Raw genomic sequence first — 21,527 nt, forward strand, 5'->3', positions numbered from 1 at the left:
AGCTATTACAATCGCTTAATATCTCATTATGTAGAATCGCATTGCATAATAGAAATTAATTATCGCAATCAAAGCAATAATCTTATAATTTGTTTAAATTTTAGAGTAAAATACAATCAATAAGTTATATTAATAATCATACCCAATTTTAGTCATAAAACAGATACATATTGATTATCAATTAAATAAAAGCTATACCAGTTTTATATAAATTGTTACCCGTTTCGATACAGAAGTTTCTATTGATTTTGCATTTGGAATTGTAGTTCAACATATAATGTTTAGCTTGGAGGAAGGACATGTATTTATTAGAAATGGCACCAAAATTTTTATTAGCTATATTTATTTTACTTATTTATGTCAAATTATCAGGAAAGAGTCAAATTGCGCCAATGTCGCAGCTCGATCAGGTTGGTAGTATGGTCATTGGTGCGCTAGTTGGGGGCGCGTTGCTTAGCCCAACAGTGTCACCTTGGGAAGCGTCTGGATTAGTTGCAATTTGGGCGGGTTTGCTTGTTTTAATTCGATTTATCAAATCTAAAAACTCACGTTTACGTGACACAATTGATGGTAAACCAATTCAATTAGTTAAAAATGGCAATTTAATAACGGATAATTTTATTAAAGCAAATTTACCAGTAAGGGATTTTGAAACATTAGTTAACATTCAAGGCATTCCTTCATTTGGTGACTTAAAAGAAGTTTGGTATGAACTTAATGGTTCTTTAACCCTTATCAAAAAAGGTGATAAAGATATTGCTGTGCTCATTATTGAAAATGGTGCAATTAGTCAGGATAATCTTAAACAGCTTAACAAAGATGAAGATTGGGTTAAACGTGAGATCACCAAACAAGGTTACGAAAAAATAGAAGATATTTTTTGCGCTGAATGGTTTGATAATAAGTTGATTATTTATCCTTATGATGCGGTTCGTGAAGGTAACAAATAATTATTTTTAGGGTGGATTGAGGTCCACCCATTTTCAACTCAATTACTTTATATCCACTGACTAATTAACGCAGTTGGCTATCTTTACTGCCACGGCGATTATATAGGCTTGATGCTTTGGTTAATTGCTTATCGATTTCTTGTTGGCACGACAGACAATATTGCACTCCGGGTAATGCTGCTTTTCTGGCTTCGGCAATAGGTTCTCCACACTCAATACAAAAATCAGCGCTAGTGGTACCGTGATTAAGTTGTCGTCTTGCGATTGCAATAGCATCAGCAATGGTGCCTTCAATTTGTTGATTAACCGCATCGTCAGATGCCCATCCACTTGCCATAAACAACTCCCCCTATAACTGAAATAGCTAATGAAAGAAATGGTGTTTTTTTATACTTTTTCAAGTAATATGCTAGCTAATGGCCGATCATTTTAATGTGAATGATAAAGCCGGTGTTAAGCAATACATAGATATATTGTTGAACATTATAAAACACCATAAATTCAGGAGGTTATTATGCAACAATATGAACAAGCAACGTTTGCCGGTGGTTGTTTTTGGTGTATGGTTAAACCGTTTGATCAGTATGACGGGGTTATTGATGTGGTGTCGGGGTATACGGGAGGAAATGTCGTCAATCCAACCTATCAGCAAGTTTGTGCCGGTCATACTGGCCATACCGAAGCGGTACAAATCACGTTTGATCCTAAAATAATCACTTATAAAAAGCTTCTGGATATCTTTTGGCGTCAAATTGATCCGACCGACTCGCAAGGTCAATTTGCTGATAGGGGTAATTCTTATCGTCCAGTTATTTTTTATCATAACGAATTTCAGCACCAATTGGCATTGGCATCGAAACAAGCTTTACAAGAAAGTGGATGTTTTGATAAACCAATTAAGGTAGCGATTGAACCTGCAACTGCTTTTTATTTAGCTGAAGATGACCATCAAAATTATTACATTAAACAGCCACAACATTATAATCGATATTACCAATTATCAGGGCGAGCCCATTTTTTGTCTGAGCATTGGACAAATAATAAATAATAGGATGACTCCATCATGCAAAACTATCCACAATATAGCAGTAAACAAAAATGGATTCATTGGTTAACATTGGTATTAATTGTATTTGTTTTTTTGCTAGTTACGTTTAAGGTGACGTTGTCACCTTATTTAGGGGGGATGGTCAATGTTTATTTATTACATAAATCCTTTGGTGTGCTGATTTTGGGCATCACATTTTGGCGTTTGGTAGTGATTAAGCGGCAAGGGGTACCTGATGTGTTGCCAAAACATCATAAACTACAGCGAATTTTGTCAAAATCAATACAAGGAGTTATCTATCTTTTATTAATGATTGTGCCGCTTTCAGGTTATTTAATGAGTAGTCGATCACTCAATGTCTTTGGCATTATCTCTATTCCTGCTATTGATATGCCCAATGAGGCTTATCAGGCATTTCACCAAACCCACACAGTGAGTGCATATTTTCTTGCTGTTTTACTTATCGTACATATAGTTGGGGCTTTGTTTCATTATTTTTGGATTAAGGATAAAGTATTACAGTCAATGTTAAACCGTAATTAATCTAAATAAATTAAAAAATAACATAAAATAATGAAGGTGGTTTATGGAAAATACAATGAAGCAAAAAGCACTCTCAAAATTAACCCCCATGCAATACCATATTACGCAACGTAATGGCACTGAACCTCCTTTTGACAACGAATTTAACGCCAATTATCGGGAAGGGATTTATGTTGATATCGTATCGGGCGAACCGCTATTCAGCTCGTTAGATAAATTTGATTCGGGGTGTGGTTGGCCGAGTTTTTCTAAACCGATAGAGAAGAGCAACATTGTTGAAAAAAAAGACACCAGCTTTGGTATGCGCCGAACTGAAGTTCGATCGGTTAGTGCTGATTCTCATCTTGGTCATGTTTTTAATGATGGACCAAAAGATTTAGGTGGACTGCGCTATTGCATCAACTCGGCTTCGTTACGGTTCATTCCAAAAGATGAGCTTGAAGAAGAAGGTTATGGACAATATTTAAAGCTGTTTGATAAATCATAAATAAAAGGCGACAAAACAATCTCATAAAATAAAAAATCCTATCATCTCAGCAAAAGATGATAGGATTTTTACATAGTTAGATTAATTCTTTCGTTTAAATAAAATATAACTGATTAATAAAAACGCAAAACTAGTGATAAGTGATCCAATAACAGGATAAATGCCCATCACAATACTGACTTGAGCAAACAAATTATCGGCAATGTAAAACAAGAAACCAAAGCTAATGCCAATCAGCACACGAATCCCCATCGATACGCTACGTAACGGACCAAAAATAAACGACAAAGCTAACAACATCATCACCGCCACCGAAACTGGCTTGATAATCTTTTTCCAAAATAGCAAATCGTAATACTTAGTATCTTGCCCTGAGCTTTTAAGGTATTGCGAATATTGATAAAGCCCCGAAGCCGACAATGATTCAGGATCAAAGGCGACAATACTGAGCTTATCGGGAGTAATATTCGTCTTCCAAGGCGTGGATACCATATTAACGCCTACTACTTTATTTGGATCTGTTAGCTCACTTTTTTCTACTTGCGACAAAGTCCAACTATCGTTTTCATAAACACCATAGGCGGCGTGGGTAATGGATAGTAGCTTATTTTCATCGACCGAATAGATAGAAATATTTGAAATCGAATTATCGTTATTTACATGCCCAATATACACATAATCATTACCATCTTTAGCCCAAAGACTGCCTTGTTCAGCCATCAACGAATTTCCATACAGTTTTTCAGAACGCATATTACGTGCAGTTTGTTCGCTAACTGGCGCAACCCATTCACCAATCGCCATGGTAATTAACACTAATGGTAAGGCTGTTTTCATCACTGCAAACGCAATTTTAAAACGGCTAAAGCCCGAAGTTTCCATTACAATTAGCTCACTGCGTGACGCCAGCAAGCCCAAACCAATTAAAGCACCTAACAGTGCTGCCATAGGAAAGAACACTTCCAAATCTTTTGGCACCATTAATAGGGTATAAATACCTACAGAAAACGCATCATAATCAACTTTAATTTTTCGCAGTTGATCAATAAAACGAATAATACCCGACAAACTAATAAGTAAAAAAAGGCTAACACCAATGGTGCTTAAAATAGTTTTACCGATATAACGATCTAGAATCGAAAACACGCTTTTCTCCTTAAGATGCCGTATATTTTAAGCGAAGTTTACGCATAAATAGGTTATCCCAACAATTCAAAATAAGCGCTAACACAAAATATCCTAAATTCAAAATATAAAACCATAATTCGGGATCTAAACGGCTTTTACCTGCATTGGCCTTAATAGAACTGGCCGACAAAAAGTAAACTAAATACAGCAGTAAAGCAGGTAAAACTTGCGCAAGTCGCCCTTGGCGAGGGTTAGACACGCTCAGTGGAATCACTAAAAATGCCATTAATGGCACTGAAATAATCAAAGTTATTCGCCAATAAAATTCAGCCGTAGCTTTTGGTGTATTGGTGCTTGCTAGCTCAAATAATCCCAATTGTTGAACATCAGTTTTATCTGTATCCTCGTTGGTTGATAACACCTTGGGTTTAATAATGCCTAAATAATTATGAAAGTTTGAAATTCGAAAATCCTTTAATTGCGCTGTGCCTTCATAACGATTGGCATTTTCAAGAGTGATGATTTGATTACCTTCATCATCATGTGCAGTCTTTCCCTTATTAGCAATAATAATGGAAGGGCGTTGATTGGTTTTTGGATTGATTTGAGCAATAAACACATTTTCTAAATTATTATTATCCACATTACCAATATAAATCACCGAATTACCATCAGGTGTTTGTTGAAATTGCCCGGCTAACAATCCTGCTAAACTAGGGTTTATTTTAGCATTAGCAAGAAGCTGATCTTGCTTAGCATTAGACCAAGGACCAAACCAAAGCGAATTGAGTGCTGTTAATATGCAGGTCAAAATACACAGAAAAAGTACTACTTGATAAGTCAAATTCTTCTTAACCCCACAAGCATGCATTGCTACCATTTCGCTGTCAGAATAAAGCCGTCCAAAAGTTACCAAAACGCCAAGAAACAGGCTCAAAGGTAAAATAAGATCGGCCATATTTGACACGCCTAACACCAACAACGGCATAATTAATTCATGCGGGATCGAACCATCAATCGCACTTGATAAAATTCTAATTAATTTTTGAGAAAAGAAAATCAACAATAAAATAAATAAAATTGCCCCTTGGGTTTTTAATGTCTCTTTAACTAAATATCGACGAATTATCACAATTTACCTATATATGTTGGTACAAAATCGGGTTATTATAATCTGATTTGCTTAGTTTTAGTTATCTTTTTGTTGCTATCCAATACTGAACCGATAAAATATTGACAATCCCCATCAATTCATAAACGAGAAGCACCATGGAATTTCAAATAAAAAACAGCACTATTATAACCAAACAAAAATCAGAGTGTTTAGTTATTTCAATTGATTCAGGAAAAAGTCAGTCAGATTTTGTTAAAGAAATCGACAAATCAACTAACGGTCTAGTGAGCCAGCTTATCAAATCAGGCGATATCAGCCACGAATTGGGCAAAACTACATTATTATATGCAACTAGCAGCAATCTAAAACAAAAACTCTTATTTGTTGGGTGCGGCAACGCTAAAGCATTTGACTTAATGCAAGCCCAAAAAGTCATTCAGGCTGTCATTAAAGAACTGCTTGCCAAAAAAATCAAAAGCATCGCGTGGGACTTATTGAATGTTAATCACACAAATAGCCTACAAATTGCCAAACAGCTACCGCAAATTGTTAGCGATATAACCTATCAGTTTGACGAATTCAAAACAACTAAAACTCCGGCACCAAGCCTAACAAAAGTGACATTATTGGTTAGTGAAAAAAGTATCTTAACAAAATTAACTAACAACTTGTTACAGGGTGAAATTATTGCTAATGCTATTACCGCAACTAAAACTATTGCCAACATGCCATCGAACGTTTGCAATGCAAAATATTTAGCTGAGCAAGGCAAACAACTTAGCAAAGTACATCCATCACTCAAAGTCACCTGCCTTGGTGAAAAAGAACTGGCAAAATTAAATATGAATGCCTACTTAGCTGTTGGGCGCGGATCGCAAAATGAATCGATCATGACCATTATTGAATACCAAGGCGCTAAAGACAAAAAAGCCCAGCCTTATGTGTTAGTTGGCAAAGGGCTAACGTTTGATTCGGGTGGTATATCTATCAAACCTGCCGCAGGCATGGACGAAATGAAATACGACATGTGTGGTGCTGCAACGGTTTATGGCGTTATGCAAGCTGTTGCTGAACTTAAATTACCGATCAATGTTGTGGGCGTTATGGCCGGCTGTGAAAACATGCCTGATGGCAATAGTTACCGCCCAGGTGACATACTCACCACTATGTCAGGCACCACGGTTGAAGTGATTAACACCGATGCCGAAGGACGCTTGGTATTGTGCGATGCTTTAACATATGTTGAACGCTACAATCCAAAAACCGTCATCGACATTGCCACCTTAACAGGCGCTTGTATTGTTGCACTTGGTCATCACTATACAGGTGTTATGGGCAACAACGACAAATTAGTTGCACAATTGGTTAGCGCATCGCAAAAAGCTGGCGACAAAGCTTGGGCTTTGCCAATCGACAATGAATTCCAAGAACAGATCAAATCCACATGCGCTGACATTGTTAATGCCGGTGGGCGTGATGGTGGCACGATTACTGCTGCCTGTTTTCTATCACGATTTACTGAAAAGTACCAATGGGCACATTTAGATATTGCCGGCACTGCGTGGAAGTCTGGCTCCCAAAAAGGTGCAACGGGACGCCCTGTTGCTATGTTGATTCAATATCTACTTGACCAATAAATCGAGCCAGTATTTATGAAAAAAGTGATCTTCTATCTACTCGAAAACCAAACCGAAGCCAACGAATCAGGCGTGCTTTATTACGAAAAACTAGCATGTCAAAAAATTGTCGAAGCATGGCAAGCTAATTTACGTGTGCAAGTTGCATGTCAAGATCAGGCTCAAGCCGAGCGAATAGACGAATACCTATGGCAATTGAGTACCGACAGCTTTGTACCACACAATTTAGCCGGTGAAGGTATGAAAGGGGGATCACCAGTCGAAATCAGCTGGCCACAAAAACGCAGCAGCGGCCGCCGACCGCTGCTTATTAATTTACAAGAGCAGTTTCCTGAATTTGCCAATGTTTACCATGATATTATTGACTTTGTTCCAGTTGGAGAAGACTTAAAGTCCCTAGCACGGGTAAGGTATAAATGTTATAAAGAGGCAGGGTTTAACCTTAAAACTATATCGGTCACATGTGACTAAGGTGAAGGCGTTTTTAACTAAAAACACACCAACAAAAGCTCACTCCTCTATCATTAACAAAACTTCACAAAATTTTAACAAAAAAACTAGCACATCATTAATCAACCGGTTATAATTTAACCGCTTTCAAAGCAAGGAAATGCTCGCTAGTTGGGCGGTTAATTATATAAAATTGAAATAAAACAAAAATTTACTTGACAGGATAATCGAAATGCGCTATCATAATCGGCATCTGGCATCTGGCATCTGGCCTGCCAAACCTATGTTCTAAATCTTTTTCAATATCATCGTAGTCAAAATCAGACTCCATTCTTATTTTTATCACCAAAGTTATCGAAATCATCAAGCTTAGCAAACTCGCTGAGTTTATCTGAAAGCTTATCACCAAGGTCTAAAATTTTATCCTTCTTATCAAGGTCTTTATTGGTTTTTGCTACGTTGTTGTTATTGCCGTATTCGCAAAGTTCTTTGGCATTAACGGCTTATACCTCAAGAGTGATTCAGGGTAGTGCGCCGTATTTAACGTTTGATGGGGGGCGAACTAAAGCAACAACGACTGACACATTATTAGCTATTGAGTTGCCAGATGGTAGAACCATCACGCCGTCAACTAACACATCAAGTTCGACAAATCCGATAAGGTTAGTTAATGGAAGTACTTTTAATGATATACATATGCTAGTGCCGACGGGGTCAGATACAGTCCGTTTAAATGACTTAATTACACAAGGTAATTGGGGGGATGATGATGGGGATGGTCAGGGTACTAATGGTGTTACTGCGACAGGTAGTTTATCAGTAAGTATTACTGATAAGAATGGTCGTAGAGTAAGTCGTAGTGATACATTAAGTGTATGTAGTGCTCCTTATAGGGTAACATTAAGGAGTACAAGCGGTAGTTTAGTAACCCGATATGGCGTACCGAATAGCAGTACTTTTAGTGGTAGCTCTGTTGTGTATTATATCAATCCAAATATTAATGTTGGTGTTTGTTACGCAAGGCCGAGTTTGTGGTATGGTGGCACTGGTTTTGTTATTGATGATGTCAATGATGGATCCGAGAACGCCGGTCCATCTAACATATGGAGTCCTGTTAAGGGTTTTTTAACCCAGTCAACAACTCCGTCATCTTATGGACTTAATTTTCCGACAACGGGTTCTGATGGTTTATATTTTGATTTAGATATAGTTGGTATTGATGCAAGTCAGTTGACTTGGTCTGTTGCCACGAATGGTAGTATAAGTGCAACAGTGAGTCGGACAAGGCCACGTTCGGGTGCATTTAGAGAGCCACGAGGAAATAACATAATAGCCGATGCGTGGATTAGTGATAAATCTAGTTATGTAACACGGGTAACGTTAAATGGTCCTAGAGCAAGTGATACTCAAATAGATTCATGGAATCCAAGCCGTTTAAGAACGCCATCTTTACCGCAGACCTTTGAGTTAGTGGGTAGGGATCGTCAAGGTAATGAGGTGAGGTATGGATTTGTGTTAAAGCAGTGGTTCGTCAATCGAGGGAAGCAAACTGGCTTTCAGGATGCTCAATCATCTTGGTGTAATCGCTTGGGTTATCGTCTTGTGCAGGTAAAAGATTTAACCAATAGCAATATTGAGGGGGCTAATCCGTCTTCAGGTGGTAATCATTTCCAACGTCGAATTGGTGCTGGCTTTTTCACTGAGTGGGGCTCAGTGTTTCTTTACGCCGGTGCGGATTTTGCCTTCGACCGCTACTGGAGTGACTCAACAAATTCTCGTCATGTTGAGGTGAGGAACGGTTCCGTTTGGCGTGACGCGCCCTGCTGTTACTACAATGTTTGTACCACACCTTAGCTTTTATTGTTTAGTCCTTAATTCTTAGACTACGGGTGTTTATGGTATAAATAAAGGCAATCTATCAAAGAACAACCATCCCTGAGAAGTTTTTTTGGGGTAGTAAAGTTGGGGGCTTGTGCTGTTGTGGTTAATTACTACAACACCATAAGTCCCAAACAACCAAACCAATAATCGCTTTTAATTCTTAAAAAACAATCCAATTTTTCATTAAAAATCGGTCAGGAAAGGTATTGATTTTATTAAAGTTTTTGTTTATTGGTTTTTAGCCAACACCCTCCCCCCAAAGCACACACACATAAGCTGACTCATCCTTTAACAAAACTTTACAAATTTTTAACAAAAAAGGTAGCGCATTATTGTTCAAGCGGTTATAATTTAATCGCTTACAAAGCAAGGGAGTGCTCATTATTAGAGCATTCAGTTATAAAAAATCGAAATAAAACAAAAAATTACTTGACAGGATGATCGAAATGCATTACCATTTATGGCATCTGGCATCTGGCATCTGGCCTGCCAAACCTACGCCCTAAAACTTTTTAATTTTCACCGTAGTCTAAATCAGACACAATTCTTATTTTCATCAGCGAGGTCATTTCGCGTAGCGAAATCGGAGACGTTTTCGGTAGGGTTATCGCCGAGGTCAAGGCGTTTACCTCTTCTATTTAAATTTTCAGGTTTACCAAGCTTATCAGGTTTACTTAGATTATTTAGATTCCCTAAATCGGCGTTGTTCTTCGTGGTATTGTTGTTGTCGTATTCACAGGGTTCAGTGGCATTAACGGCCCAGACATCAAGAGCAATTGAAGGTACTGCGCCGTATTTAACATTCGACGGCGGTCGGACAAAGGTAACGGATACAGATAGTTTATTGTATATTAGGTTACAGGATGGAACAAGGTACACACCGTCAACCAATCCATCAAGTTCAAGAAATCCAATAAGATTACCTTATGCAGGAAGTATTTTGCATGATATAGGTATGTTGGTGCCATCATCAGTCAGTCAATCCAATGGTGCCTATACAGTGAGTTTAAGTGATTTGGTCACAAGGTATAATTATTGGCGTGATGATGATGGGGATGGACAGGGTGCTAATGGTGTTACTGCTACAGGGGATATATCGGTATCGTTTACGGACAAAGATGGCAATACCGTCAGTCGTATTGATAGATTAAGTAAATGTCGTGCACCTTATAAGGTAACATTAAGAAGTACAGGAGGAAGTTTAACTACTCAGTATGGAGTGCCAAGGAGTAGTAGTTTTAGTGGAGCTACGGTGGATTATTATATCAATCCGTATGAGGATACTGGTGTTTGTTACTTTGTGCGTTACGCAAGGCCGAATCTCTCCTATGGCACAAATAATTACGCCGGCCCATCTTGGATATGGAATCCTTCAGGGGGGTTTTTAACTCAGTCAAATGATCCATCTTATTACTATGAAAATTTCCCTACAACGGGTGCAGATGGTTTGTATTTTTATTTAACGATAGATGGAGCTAATGCAAGTCAGTTTACATGGTCTGTTGTCACAGATGGTGATATAACAGCTACAGTCGATAGTTATGGTAAGGTAACATTGCATGGTCCTAGGGCGAGTAGTGCTCAGATAAATTCAGATAGTCCTAGTCCTTTAGATGTACCAGATTTGCCACAGAAGTTTGAGTTGGTGGGTAGAGATAGTAGTGGTAATGAGGTGAGGTATGGGTTTGTCTTAAAGCAGTGGTTCGTCAATCGGGGTAATAACGAGAGTAGTCAGTCTAACCAATCCACTTGGTGTCGTGGTTTGGGTTATCGTTTGCCACAGATAAAGGACTTGGTTAAGTATGGCTGCACTTCTCTGACTGGTGAGCCTTGTTCTGGTAGTAATAATTACACGCGTATTATAGATTACGGATTTTTCGGGGAGTGGGGCCGCATGAACTACTACGCTGATGCGGGCTTCGGCGGCTACTACTGGACAAGCGACGCCTCAGGTAGCCGCGGCTTCGCTGTCCGCTCGAGCCTCGGCGGCGTCGACAGCTTCGGCGTTTTCGTCAGCCTTTCTGGTGTTTGTACCGCACCTTAGTTTTTAGCGTTTATTCCTTAATCCTTGGGCCGCGGGGGTGGTTATGGTGCCTGAGAGGACAATCTAACAAAGAATAACGCCCCCGCGCAAGTTGGAGCATTCCCTTAGGGTTGCGCTGTTGCGGCGAAGCCACAATCGCGCCGCCCAACCGCCGACGACGCTGAAAGTGTCGATGGCGGTGGCACAAGGGTAAAATTAAATAAAGAGGGTCATGTAATGGAAATAGAACAAAAATTAACATTAAGTGAAAATCCGATACATTTTTTGAAAGAAGGCCTTTTTTTAAAGGCTTATAACCAGTCATTTTATGTCATGAGTCAATTATTAGGATTTAACCTAAAGCCGATAATCAAGCATATAAAAAAACTTGACCAAATTATTGTATGTGGTGGATTTCCGGCTAATGTCATCAATAAACGTTACCCTAACGCAGTGCCAACTATTCACGGCTACGAGTTATTAGATGATTACGATTTAAGTGGCTACCAAGCTTGGTACCAACAGCAGTGTCAATTATACCAAAATAGAAAAAACCAAGAAAAACAATCACAGCAAACCGCTAATAACCCTAGCTCAACCCCTTTACCGCAGTCTTTGATTCAAACACAATCATCGATTTTAACTGACTCAGAGCCAATAGCAGAAACAGCACTCAGCAACATAAATAAACCGTTAACATTACAACATTTACTATTTTTATCGTCATGGCAACCTAATAAATATCCCCCCATGATTGATAGTGCGTTTATTCAAGAGTTAAAAAACTATTTCAGTCAATAACAGAGCACACTGTGCCCGATGGGGCTATTGCTCAGGTTTTAGTGTTTAAATCGGGTGATAGAAAAAGGGCTACAAATAAGGTCAGCACCTTTCACGGGAAAAGCCACAAATGGCTTTTTGCGTTATTTAAGGGCGAATGCGGCAACGCAGTAAGCTGGTAGTATTAAGATTAAGGTGCAAAAACGAGCAACATGAACAACTACGCTGATGCGGGCTTCGTCAACAACAACTACTGGACGAGTGACGCAACAGGTAGCAATGGCTTCAATGTCAACTCGAACAACGGCAACGTCAACAGCAACAGCGTTTCCAACAGTAATTACGCTGTTTGTACCGAGGCCTTATTACAGTGAGCTCTGCTATGAGTGAATTGGAGTTAATGGATGTAATCGGTTTTCTGTTTTGTAGGACTATTATGCACAATAAATTACCTAACCTTACTCAATCAACTTTTGTTCAACCTAAAATATTTAATGATTTAGTGACATTATACCAATGCTATTGGCAAACGCACTGCCACTTACCAAAGTCCTTTAAGTTTACCACCGGCGAAGCGATTTTAACCGAACTTACAGGGGCAATTCGTTTTGCGGTATTGTCTAATATCGTCGACCGAGATAACACCCAAGAATGCCAATCAGCCGTCAAACAGTTACAACATATTCGCGCCTCGTTAGATGTGATTAAAGGGTTATTGTGTGTAGGTTGGAAAATGAAAATGATATCACACGGTGCTTTTGCTTCATTCAACCAATCCATCGACAACATCCAAAAACAGACTACGGGTTGGCAACATTGGTTTATGGCGCAAGTGAATGATGAGGATTTAAGCTAAGGCCAAAACTAAAACAAAATTAAAAAAGCGTATTAATTTAAACGTTTTTATTTCACAAAAAAACACCTTATTTACTTACAAAAAGTGGTCAGAAAAGGTATTGATTTTATTTGAGTTTTTTGAGGATATTTTTAATAAAAATCGCCTTATAAAAACACAACAATCCTTCCCAAAAACGATGGCTATATTATTTGTCCTATTCCGGCGTCAGAATGTGCCGACAACAGAGTGAGGTTAGCACGCCAAACAGGGATGTTTGGCGAGGCTATGCTTCGCCGGGAGCGAATCATAGCCGGTGCGTCAAGACCGAGCGGCGGCGGAGGGCAGCCGCAGGCCACATTCTGCAGCCAAAGCGTGGGTTGTCAGGGAATTCGCTTTAATTCCCTGACTCGGACGTGGTCACTGTAGCTATTTTGTCCACCCAAGGTCAAAACGTCCGAAACCTCTGCACAATTTATTCTATTCACCAAAACAAAAAAGACTTGATTTTCCGCTAAAAATCAGTCAGAAAAGGTATTGATTTTATTAAAGTTTTTTGCTGTTTTTTTTACAAAAACCGCCTCATAAAAACACAACAACCCATCCCAAAAACGATAGTTATGTTATTTGTCTTATTCCGGCGTCAGAATGAACCGACTGTTTTACGATTACGAGATTTAAGTAATGAGAATAAAAAAGACATGATAACTCCAAACGAATAAAATTGAGCATTTTATTCGTTTGGAGTTAACTGCACTATAAATTTATAATGTAGATAAATTCATGTTTATTTTTGCATTGCATGCGTTTAAATATTTTAAAATCGTTTTTATATTTGTGTTTAATGGTGCTCTCTCAATTCTGTTTATGTTAGATGGTGCAACATCTAAACGTTTTGCAAGCTCAGTTTGAGATAATTTTGCAGTTTCTCTTGCTGTTAACAACAATTCACGCAATTTCCATTCGTCCTCGGCTTCATCATATGCAGCCCTCGCGACAGGGTCAGCAAGCGCAATCTCTTTGATTTCACTAAATGTTGTGCTGTGTTTTTTACTCATTTTCAATCATCTCCAATAATCTTGTTCGTGCTATTTGTAGTGCGCCAGATGACGTTTTTTGTGTTTTTTTAACAAATGCATGTAGAATAAAAATTGTTTTTTCTTTTTGATATACATAAATAGTTCTAGCTATATTATTGCGCTCCAACGCTCTCAATTCAAACAACCCACCGCCCAACGCTTTACTATGTGGCATTTGCATTTGTCCGAATAGTTCCAGTTTTTCAATCAATTTAATTGTTCGACCCCTTAATTCTGCCGGCAACCCCAGAATTTCAGATTTCGCATCATCATGCGTTTTTATTGTGAACATTTAATTAATCCGTTTTGTCATTTTTAATAATTGTATCAAATTTGATAAAGAACTCAATAAAACTATTATTTATTTTAATAAAAATATCAAAATAAATCTTTTTATCAAAAAAGATAGTCATGCTGTTTGTTTTATTCCGGCGTCAGCGAGATTAGCACGCCAAACAGGGATGTTTGGCGAGTTTGTGGTGCGTCTGACAAATTTGTCTGGAACAAATTTGAACACCTGAGCATAGCGAAGGTGGCCTCGCAGAGGCGAGTATCAGGACGATACGAGTAGTGCCGCAGGCCACATTCTGCAGCCAAAGCGCGGGATTGCTAAGGGAATTCGCTCTAATTCCCTTAGCTCGGACGTGGGCACGATAGCAATTTTGTTCAGCCCAGGTTAAAACGTCCGAAACCACCACACCCAATCTATCCTATTCACCAAAACAAAAAAAGGCCCGATTTTCAGCCAAAAAATCGGTCAGGAAAGATATTGATTTTATTAAAGTTTTTATTTGGTGGTTTTTACAGTATCACCCCTTTAACACCTATCAACAAAATAACACATAATTCGATTATCTTTGCTTAATTCAGGATGAAAAGCACATACCAAAATATTACCTTGTTGTGCCATAATGCAACGCTTTCCAACGAATGCGAGTTGTTCAACAGTTTGTCCTGCTTTGGCAATATAAGGTGCGCGAATAAATATTGCTGGTATTTGCTTGCCAATCGTTGGTATCTCTAAGGTTGTTTCAAAGCTGTTAATTTGCCGTCCAAAGCCGTTGCGTTCAACACAAATATCCATTAAGCCCAACAATTCGACTTCGTTATGAGTTGTGCTATTACCGCAAAGCACCAGTCCCGCGCAGGTGCCTAATATGCCTTTGCCTTGTTTGGCAAATTGTTTTATTGGTTCGACAAGTCCATTTTGTTTAATTAAACGGCTAATGGTGGTCGATTCGCCACCGGGAATGATTAATCCGTCTAGCTTGGTTAATTGTTCAGGACGTTTAACTAGAGTTGTTTGTACATTGTTGATGCTATTAAGCATTGTTATATGCTCACTGACTGCACCTTGCAAATTGAGCACTCCAATGTGTTTAACGTTGTTATGAGCTGAAGTTGTCATTACCAACCTCGATCTTGCATTCTTTCTGATTGAGCAAGTGTACTGATTTCAATTCCTTTCATTGCGTTACCCAAGCCTTTTGAAAGCTCGGCTAAACGTGGATAGTCGTCAAAATAAGTGGTTGCTTGGACAATGGCTTTAGCAAACTTTTCAGGATTTTGGGATTTGAATATGCCAGATCCAACAAAAACACCGTCAGCACCCAATTGCATCATAAGTGCCGCATCGGCAGGGGTTGCTATGCCGCCAGCGGCAAAGTTAACAACAGGTAGTTTTTTTAACTGTTTGATTTGCAATACTAGCTCATAAGGTGCACCTATCTCTTTGGCAAAAGTCATTAATTCATCTTTCGATTTGTTAGCAACTTGGCGAATTTGTTCGTTGACTTTACGCATATGGCGCACAGCTTCAACAATGTTGCCGGTGCCGGGTTCACCTTTGGTGCGTAGCATAGATGCACCTTCGCCAATTCGGCGTAGCGCTTCGCCCAGATCACGACAACCACAAACAAATGGTACGGTGAATTCTTCTTTGAGTAAGTGATACTGTTCATCGGCAGGGGTGAGCACTTCGCTTTCGTCAATATAGTCAACGCCCATTGATTCTAAAATACGAGCTTCAACAATGTGACCAATGCGTGCTTTAGCCATCACAGGTATAGTGACCGCTTTCATGACTTGTTCAATAATAGTTGGATCAGCCATTCGAGCAACTCCACCCGCTGCGCGGATATCTGAGGGCACTCGCTCTAAAGCCATTACGGCAACTGCGCCAGCTTGTTCCGCTATTTGGGCTTGTTCTGCGTTAACCACGTCCATAATAACGCCACCTTTTTGCATTTGTGCCATGCCTCGTTTAACGGTTTGTGTGCCTGTAATTGGGTTCATTTTTTTTGCTCCTGATTCAATCAATAATGACGATATTGTCTAACTGTATTTAATGCTTTTTATTATTCAAAAATAAAACACCACAAAAAACAGCCAATTGGACTATAATAGCACCATCCAATTTTGCAGTGTTTGCGGTAATAAACATGCCCAAGCAAGCCATGAAACCTGTTAAAGTGAAATAATCATGTGGGATCAGCAAAAACTAGCACCCTTGTCAGGTGCACTTTTTAAGAAAGTGACACAACTTATTGAAGATTATATTGATCAAGGTATGTTGATAGCCGGCGAAAGGTTGCCTTCAGAACGCGAATTGGCAAAAAAATTGTCTGTTAATCGTTCAACGGTTGTCCATGCCTTAGATTTGTTAACGGAACGTGGTGTGCTGATCCGTCGGCAAGGAAGCGGTACTTATGTCAATAATCAAAAATGGGGAATGCAAACCTATTCATCTATTCATTGGCGTTTACCTGCGCATTTTTATCAAAATAAGCAATCGGTTTATCAACAAAAATCGGCACAAATGCGTACGCAATTATCCATTTGTGATCTGGCTAATGGTGATTTACCAACGCATTTGATCCCCAAACTTCAGTTACCCAATGTCTCATTAGATGAATTGATTATGCACGAAAAAAATAGTGATACATTACAATTGGGGTTGCCATCACTAAAGATGCAAATTGCTATTTATATGCAAAAGCAGTTTGCGATGCAAGTTGATCCTGAAGAGATTTTAATTACATCGGGCACACAGCAATCGTTGTTTTTGATTACGCAGGGGTTGCTTAAACCCGGGGATTCGGTGGGAATTGAGTCGCCGTCTTATTTTTATTCTTTACCACTGTTTCAAGCTGCAGGATTACGTTTGTATGGTATTGAGTGTGATAATGATGGTATCACGCTTGAAAGTCTTGCTAGCTGTGTGCAACAACATCACATAAAATGGCTGTTTTTAAATCCTGTCTTCCAAAATCCGATGGGTTTTGTTATGAGCCATGAGCGTAAGAAAGAAATATTGGCATTTTGTCGATCTCAATGTATTGGGATTGTTGAAGATGATGCTTATAGTAGTTTAGCATTTAGACGTGATTTGGCCGTATCACCAATTAAAAAATTTGAACAGCATAACCAAGTTATTTATCTGGGTTCGCTATCAAAATATATAGGGCGAAATATTCGCGTCGGGTGGATGGTTGCCCCACGTGATATTATCGAAAATCTAGCAAAAATTCGACAACATATCGACTCAGGGTTAAGCATTTTGCCACAATTATTGGCGCAAGAGTATTTGCAACATCACTACGTAAGCCATCAACAGCATCTATGCCAAGCGTTGCAAATCAAAGCTGAACAGTTAATGCTGTGGTTAGATAGTTATTTTGGCAGTGATATTACTTATCAAGCTCCATTGGGTGGCTTTCACTTGTATGCTTATTTACCAGTGAACACGGTTGCGCAAGAATCTGCTTTGCTTAATAAGCTGTTATTAGATGGTGTGATTGTGTCACAAGGTGCCAGTTTTGGCGATGGTCTTGGTGCAATTAGATTAAGTTATGGACATTTTGAATTATAACTAAAATAAAATTATTGTTATGATTGCTTAATATTTGATCTTAAATAAATTTATAAATTAATCATGGCTTTAAAGAGTTATCAACAGGATTATTCAATACTTATTAAGTTATACAGTGAATAAAAAATTTCGGTTCTTTTAGTATATTGACTCTATAGCTAAAATTATCAATTGACTATTATTGTACAAAGCAAACTGTATTCAAATAATCAAAAAAATGTTAAAAAATATTAAATCGTTTAACCAATTATTGAAATTAGTTATGCCTTGTTATTTGTTATCACGTGCCAAAATTAATTATTGATTGTTGTTTTATTTTATTGATTAATAGTGAATTTTTTTATAAATCTTAGCCAGTAATGCTAGGTGAGTGAATTGCTTGTCTTATTTTAATACAATTTACAGGATTAAGCTTTAGAAGGTGGATTGCTGATAGTTGTCTAACTAGCTATAATTGAAGACACAAGATGATAAATCATAAATGCTATTAGGAGGCTATTTTGCATCTTTCACCGAAGGCTTTTCGTATTTTGGGTATTATCGCCACGATAGCATCATTAGGAATGTATGTTTCTTATATTCCGCAAATCATCGATAATTTGCATGGATTAAAATCCAATCCAACTCAACCACTAGCCGCAGCCGTTAACTGTGCGCTTTGGGTTAGTTATGGGTTATTGAGGGAAAAGAAAGACTGGCCACTTGCTATTGCCAATTGCCCAGGTGTCTTTTTTGGGTTAATTGCTTTTTTAACTGCTTTATAATTTGCGTAAAGCGATTGAATGGGCGCTAATCAATTTTGTTTAGTGGCTGTTTTTTTACCTACTAATCAACATGGGATAATTTTAGTAAAACTAAAAAAAAGAGTGGCTATTTTTATCAAAATAAGATCGAAAATAAAGTCGCTTAATATTTAACCTTTAAAAAAACAAGTTATTAATCATAACATTATTGAGTTATTAACAGGTTTATTAATCACTTATCAAATTGTATAGTGAATAAATTGAAGTCATCGGTTTGTTTTAATATTACCCAACAGAATAATAATCTTGTTGGATGTGTAATTATATTTGTAGGCTGTTTTTAATCGCCATTAAAAGTTGATAGACAGTGTAATCAATAGTTTTACAATGCATTCAATAATCAAATCACATATAAAAGGGAAAGAAAATGAAAAAATTAATCGGTGTGTTTTTACTTAGTTTACCTATGTTAGCTGCGGCATCCAATTGTGACGAAATTAGCGCCAATATTGCCGAAAAAATTAAAAATAATGGTGTTGATCCATCCCATTTTCAGCTTAAACTCGAACCTGCTGACAAATCAGGGGAACAAATTGAAGGTAAAATTGTAGGATCGTGTGATCGTGGTCAGCAACATATTGTTTACGTTCGTTTAGATGGTGTTGCAACTGAAAATCATCCATCACAATCTACGCCAAAAAATACTGAATCAGCTCCAGTACAAAGTGATGAGCCAGTGACAAATTAATTTAAATTTTTTAAGCAAAAAAATAGGGCGCTAGGCCCTATTTTTTGTTGGTGATTGGTTATAATAAATTACTGTAATTTGCTTTAACATCATCGTCCCATACACTTGCTTGTACTTGACCTATGTGCTTTTGTTGCAGAAGTAACATTGTTAAACGCGATTGGCCAATGCCACCACCAACTGTTTGCAACAAATCGCCATTGATTAACGCTTTATGCCAATCAAGTTGTAAGCGATCTTCATCATTAGTTAGTTTTAATTGATGTTTTAGCGTTTCAGCATTGACACGAATTCCCATTGATGAAATTTCAAATGCACTATTTAAAATCGGATTCCAGACTAAAATATCACCATTTAAGCCTTTAGATCCTAAATCATTTACACTGCTCCAGTCATCATAGTCGGGAGCACGGACGTCGTGTTTTTCATTATTCGATAACTTACCGCCAATACCAATTAAAAACACTGCACCAAGTTCTTTGGTTATTGCATTTTCGCGCTCTTTAGGGGATAAATTTGGGTAACGTTTTAATAATTGTTCACTATCGATAAAGGTGATCGATTCAGGTAAAAATCGCGAAATATGATATTGTTGTGATACTGCCTTTTCAGTTGCCTTAATGGCGGCATAAATATTGTCAACAGTCTGTTTTAGATAAGTTAAATTGCGATCTTCAGGGCGAATCACCTTTTCCCAATCCCATTGATCGACATAAACCGAATGAATTGGCGAAAGCTTATCTTCATCTGGGCGCAATGCCTTCATATTGGTATAAATTCCTTCGCCTGCTTCAAAATGGTGATCACTTAAAATTTTACGCTTCCATTTAGCCAGTGAATGTACCACTTCATATTGCGTATTAGGGATCGCCTTCACTTTAACTTGCACGGCATGTTCTGTACCAGATAAATTATCTTGAATACCATCGCCAACTTTACTTAGTAACGGAGCTTGCACTTCGATTAGTGACAAACGTTCGGCAAGTTGGTTGGCAAAAAACTGCTTAACAAAGCTGATTCGTTGCTGCTGCTCTTTAAATGATATCGTCATGTTTACGCTCTAGTTATTTAATTTTCCGTGTATAAGTAAAGTAAACTAGATGAGTGAATTTTGCAAGATGAAGATAAAAAAGCAATACAGAGTAAAGAAAGTACTCATTTTGTTGTGATTTTGCCACTGTATATTATGGATATGACGTATCTTATGGAATTATTTTTACAAAAAACAAATCATCACTCAAAAATCAGTCAGAAAAGATATTGGTTTTGTTTTGTTTTTTTGTGGATTTTATCTAAAACTATCTTTTCCTTTCCCTAAAACCAAAAACACCATCATTAATGCACCTTATTTAAATATTAAGTTGCAATATTTTGTTCAAAAGTTATCATGTTTTTTCCATTTATTTACAATTAGGAAGTCATGATGAAGTCTTTTTTTTCGTTAATCTTTGCTAGTAGTATGCTTGTTTTTAGTGCTTTTTCTTATGCTGATGAGCCAACTTATGTGGTTGGTGCAGGTGGGACTTATCGTCCATTTGAATTCGAAAATAGCCAACGTGAGTTAGAAGGCTTTGATATTGATCTGATTAAAGCAATTGCAGATGCTGAGCATTTTAATATTAAGCTAATTAATACTCCTTGGGACAGTATTTTTGCAAGTCTAAATAATGGTGAGCGCGATATTATTATTTCTGGAATTACAATTACCGATAAACGTAAAAATTCAGTTGATTTTTCGTTACCTTATTTTCCTGCAGAACAAGTTATTGTGACTCAACAAGGGTCAAATATTACCGCGCTTACTGATTTGAATACCAAAACAGTAGGGGTTGTTAATGGTAGTACGGCTGATGTTGTTGTCTCGAAAGTTTTAGGTCGTAATAGCCGCGCTATTAAGCGTTTTGATAATACACCGCTTCTTTTACAAGATTTATATGAACAAGGTATTGATGCCGCTGTTAGTGATGTTGGGGTCGTTAAGTTTTATATCAAAATGCATCCCGGTAAGGATTTTAATTTGATTTCTGATTCAAATTTTGAACCTCAGTATTTTGGTATCGCTGTTGCTAAAGGCAATCAAAAGTTAAATGATAAAATCAATGCAGGACTTAAAAAAATTGTTGCTGATGGAACTTATAGCAAAATTTATCGCAAATGGTTTGATGACAACGTACCAACTTTACCAATTAATTAATTTGGCCAATAGGTTT

23 protein-coding genes are annotated in these 21,527 nt (G+C 37.8%); 15 read left to right on the plus strand and 8 right to left on the minus strand.

Annotated elements, in window-relative coordinates; translation table 11 throughout:
• Nucleotides 1-299: 299 nt before the first annotated feature.
• Nucleotides 300-950: a DUF421 domain-containing protein gene (locus tag GYX25_RS02140; RefSeq protein WP_174786566.1), complete on the plus strand. Its 651-nt coding sequence runs from the start codon at nt 300-302 to the stop codon at nt 948-950.
• Nucleotides 951-1,014: 64 nt separating this feature from the next.
• Here GYX25_RS02140 and GYX25_RS02145 read toward each other — a convergent pair whose 3' ends face one another.
• Entirely contained in the window at nt 1,015-1,287 is a 273-nt protein-coding gene (locus GYX25_RS02145) for a DksA/TraR family C4-type zinc finger protein (RefSeq protein WP_091346840.1), read from the minus strand.
• Between the two features lie 177 nt (nt 1,288-1,464).
• Here GYX25_RS02145 and msrA point away from each other — a divergent pair, with 177 nt between their 5' ends.
• Genes msrA through msrB form a run of 3 tightly spaced genes read left to right on the plus strand, consistent with a single transcriptional unit; the run spans nt 1,465 to nt 3,028 of the window.
• Entirely contained in the window at nt 1,465-1,998 is a 534-nt protein-coding gene (gene msrA, locus GYX25_RS02150) for a peptide-methionine (S)-S-oxide reductase MsrA (RefSeq protein ID WP_091346838.1), read from the plus strand.
• 15 nt (nt 1,999-2,013) lie between these two features.
• Nucleotides 2,014-2,541 carry a cytochrome b gene (locus GYX25_RS02155; RefSeq protein ID WP_174786567.1) on the plus strand — a complete coding sequence of 176 codons (528 nt, stop codon included), beginning with the start codon at nt 2,014-2,016 and terminating at the stop codon, nt 2,539-2,541.
• Nucleotides 2,542-2,596: 55 nt separating this feature from the next.
• Entirely contained in the window at nt 2,597-3,028 is a 432-nt protein-coding gene (gene msrB, locus GYX25_RS02160) for a peptide-methionine (R)-S-oxide reductase MsrB (RefSeq protein ID WP_091347245.1), read from the plus strand.
• Nucleotides 3,029-3,109: 81 nt separating this feature from the next.
• Here msrB and lptG read toward each other — a convergent pair whose 3' ends face one another.
• Both lptG and lptF read right to left on the minus strand, forming a co-directional pair.
• Nucleotides 3,110-4,174 carry an LPS export ABC transporter permease LptG gene (gene lptG, locus GYX25_RS02165; protein ID WP_091346834.1) on the minus strand — a complete coding sequence of 355 codons (1,065 nt, stop codon included), beginning with the start codon at nt 4,172-4,174 and terminating at the stop codon, nt 3,110-3,112.
• Nucleotides 4,175-4,184: 10 nt separating this feature from the next.
• On the minus strand, nt 4,185-5,288 hold the full coding sequence (lptF, locus tag GYX25_RS02170) for an LPS export ABC transporter permease LptF (protein WP_091346832.1): 1,104 nt from the start codon (nt 5,286-5,288) through the stop codon (nt 4,185-4,187).
• Between the two features lie 137 nt (nt 5,289-5,425).
• Between lptF and GYX25_RS02175 the strand changes: the two genes are divergently transcribed.
• The 7 genes from GYX25_RS02175 to GYX25_RS02205 all read left to right on the plus strand — a co-directional run bounded on the left by GYX25_RS02175 (nt 5,426) and on the right by GYX25_RS02205 (nt 12,897).
• A complete protein-coding gene (locus tag GYX25_RS02175; RefSeq protein ID WP_174786568.1) occupies nt 5,426-6,907 on the plus strand; it encodes a leucyl aminopeptidase in 1,482 nt (493 codons plus the stop codon).
• Between the two features lie 15 nt (nt 6,908-6,922).
• Nucleotides 6,923-7,378 (plus strand): DNA polymerase III subunit chi, encoded by a 456-nt coding sequence (locus GYX25_RS02180; protein WP_091346829.1) that lies wholly within the window; start codon nt 6,923-6,925, stop codon nt 7,376-7,378.
• A 423-nt stretch (nt 7,379-7,801) separates the two neighbouring features.
• Nucleotides 7,802-9,211 carry a hypothetical protein gene (locus tag GYX25_RS02185; RefSeq protein WP_174786569.1) on the plus strand — a complete coding sequence of 470 codons (1,410 nt, stop codon included), beginning with the start codon at nt 7,802-7,804 and terminating at the stop codon, nt 9,209-9,211.
• A gap of 487 nt (nt 9,212-9,698) precedes the next feature.
• Nucleotides 9,699-11,282, plus strand: coding sequence for a hypothetical protein (locus GYX25_RS02190; RefSeq protein ID WP_174786570.1), 1,584 nt, complete (start codon nt 9,699-9,701; stop codon nt 11,280-11,282).
• 312 nt (nt 11,283-11,594) lie between these two features.
• Nucleotides 11,595-12,062 carry a hypothetical protein gene (locus GYX25_RS02195; RefSeq protein ID WP_238785948.1) on the plus strand — a complete coding sequence of 156 codons (468 nt, stop codon included), beginning with the start codon at nt 11,595-11,597 and terminating at the stop codon, nt 12,060-12,062.
• A gap of 207 nt (nt 12,063-12,269) precedes the next feature.
• Complete coding sequence (locus GYX25_RS02200) at nt 12,270-12,431, plus strand: hypothetical protein (protein WP_174786572.1); 162 nt, start codon at nt 12,270-12,272, stop codon at nt 12,429-12,431.
• 46 nt (nt 12,432-12,477) lie between these two features.
• The gene (locus GYX25_RS02205) at nt 12,478-12,897 is read left to right on the plus strand and encodes a four helix bundle protein (RefSeq protein ID WP_174786573.1); all 420 of its coding nucleotides are present in this window, start codon (nt 12,478-12,480) and stop codon (nt 12,895-12,897) included.
• A 743-nt stretch (nt 12,898-13,640) separates the two neighbouring features.
• Here GYX25_RS02205 and GYX25_RS02210 read toward each other — a convergent pair.
• From GYX25_RS02210 to pdxS, 4 genes are all read right to left on the minus strand, one after another.
• Nucleotides 13,641-13,934 (minus strand): helix-turn-helix domain-containing protein, encoded by a 294-nt coding sequence (locus GYX25_RS02210; RefSeq protein ID WP_091346636.1) that lies wholly within the window; start codon nt 13,932-13,934, stop codon nt 13,641-13,643.
• Complete coding sequence (locus tag GYX25_RS02215; protein ID WP_091346637.1) at nt 13,927-14,247, minus strand: type II toxin-antitoxin system RelE/ParE family toxin; 321 nt, start codon at nt 14,245-14,247, stop codon at nt 13,927-13,929. Before GYX25_RS02215 ends, GYX25_RS02210 begins: the two co-directional genes overlap by 8 nt.
• Nucleotides 14,248-14,772: 525 nt before the next feature.
• The gene (pdxT, locus tag GYX25_RS02220; RefSeq protein WP_091346639.1) at nt 14,773-15,363 is read right to left on the minus strand and encodes a pyridoxal 5'-phosphate synthase glutaminase subunit PdxT; all 591 of its coding nucleotides are present in this window, start codon (nt 15,361-15,363) and stop codon (nt 14,773-14,775) included.
• A complete protein-coding gene (gene pdxS / locus GYX25_RS02225; RefSeq protein WP_174786574.1) occupies nt 15,363-16,250 on the minus strand; it encodes a pyridoxal 5'-phosphate synthase lyase subunit PdxS in 888 nt (295 codons plus the stop codon). The genes pdxT and pdxS overlap by 1 nt, the downstream gene beginning before the upstream one ends.
• A gap of 187 nt (nt 16,251-16,437) precedes the next feature.
• Here pdxS and GYX25_RS02230 point away from each other — a divergent pair, with 187 nt between their 5' ends.
• From GYX25_RS02230 to GYX25_RS02240, 3 genes are all read left to right on the plus strand, one after another.
• A complete protein-coding gene (locus GYX25_RS02230; protein WP_174786575.1) occupies nt 16,438-17,826 on the plus strand; it encodes an aminotransferase-like domain-containing protein in 1,389 nt (462 codons plus the stop codon).
• 500 nt (nt 17,827-18,326) lie between these two features.
• A complete protein-coding gene (locus GYX25_RS02235) occupies nt 18,327-18,590 on the plus strand; it encodes a SemiSWEET family transporter (RefSeq protein ID WP_091346644.1) in 264 nt (87 codons plus the stop codon).
• A gap of 406 nt (nt 18,591-18,996) precedes the next feature.
• Complete coding sequence (locus GYX25_RS02240) at nt 18,997-19,317, plus strand: DUF1161 domain-containing protein (RefSeq protein WP_091346646.1); 321 nt, start codon at nt 18,997-18,999, stop codon at nt 19,315-19,317.
• Between the two features lie 58 nt (nt 19,318-19,375).
• Here the strand turns inward: GYX25_RS02240 and asnA are convergent, their stop codons facing one another.
• Nucleotides 19,376-20,368, minus strand: a complete 993-nt coding sequence (gene asnA, locus GYX25_RS02245) for an aspartate--ammonia ligase (RefSeq protein WP_091346648.1) — start codon at nt 20,366-20,368, stop codon at nt 19,376-19,378.
• A 408-nt stretch (nt 20,369-20,776) separates the two neighbouring features.
• On the opposite strand from asnA, the gene GYX25_RS02250 reads away from it, so the two are divergent.
• Complete coding sequence (locus GYX25_RS02250; RefSeq protein WP_425337776.1) at nt 20,777-21,511, plus strand: basic amino acid ABC transporter substrate-binding protein; 735 nt, start codon at nt 20,777-20,779, stop codon at nt 21,509-21,511.
• Nucleotides 21,512-21,527: the final 16 nt, after the last annotated feature.

Source organism: Gilliamella sp. ESL0254 (assembly GCF_013344985.1).
GTDB classification, from domain to species: Bacteria; Pseudomonadota; Gammaproteobacteria; order Enterobacterales; family Orbaceae; genus Gilliamella; species Gilliamella bombicola.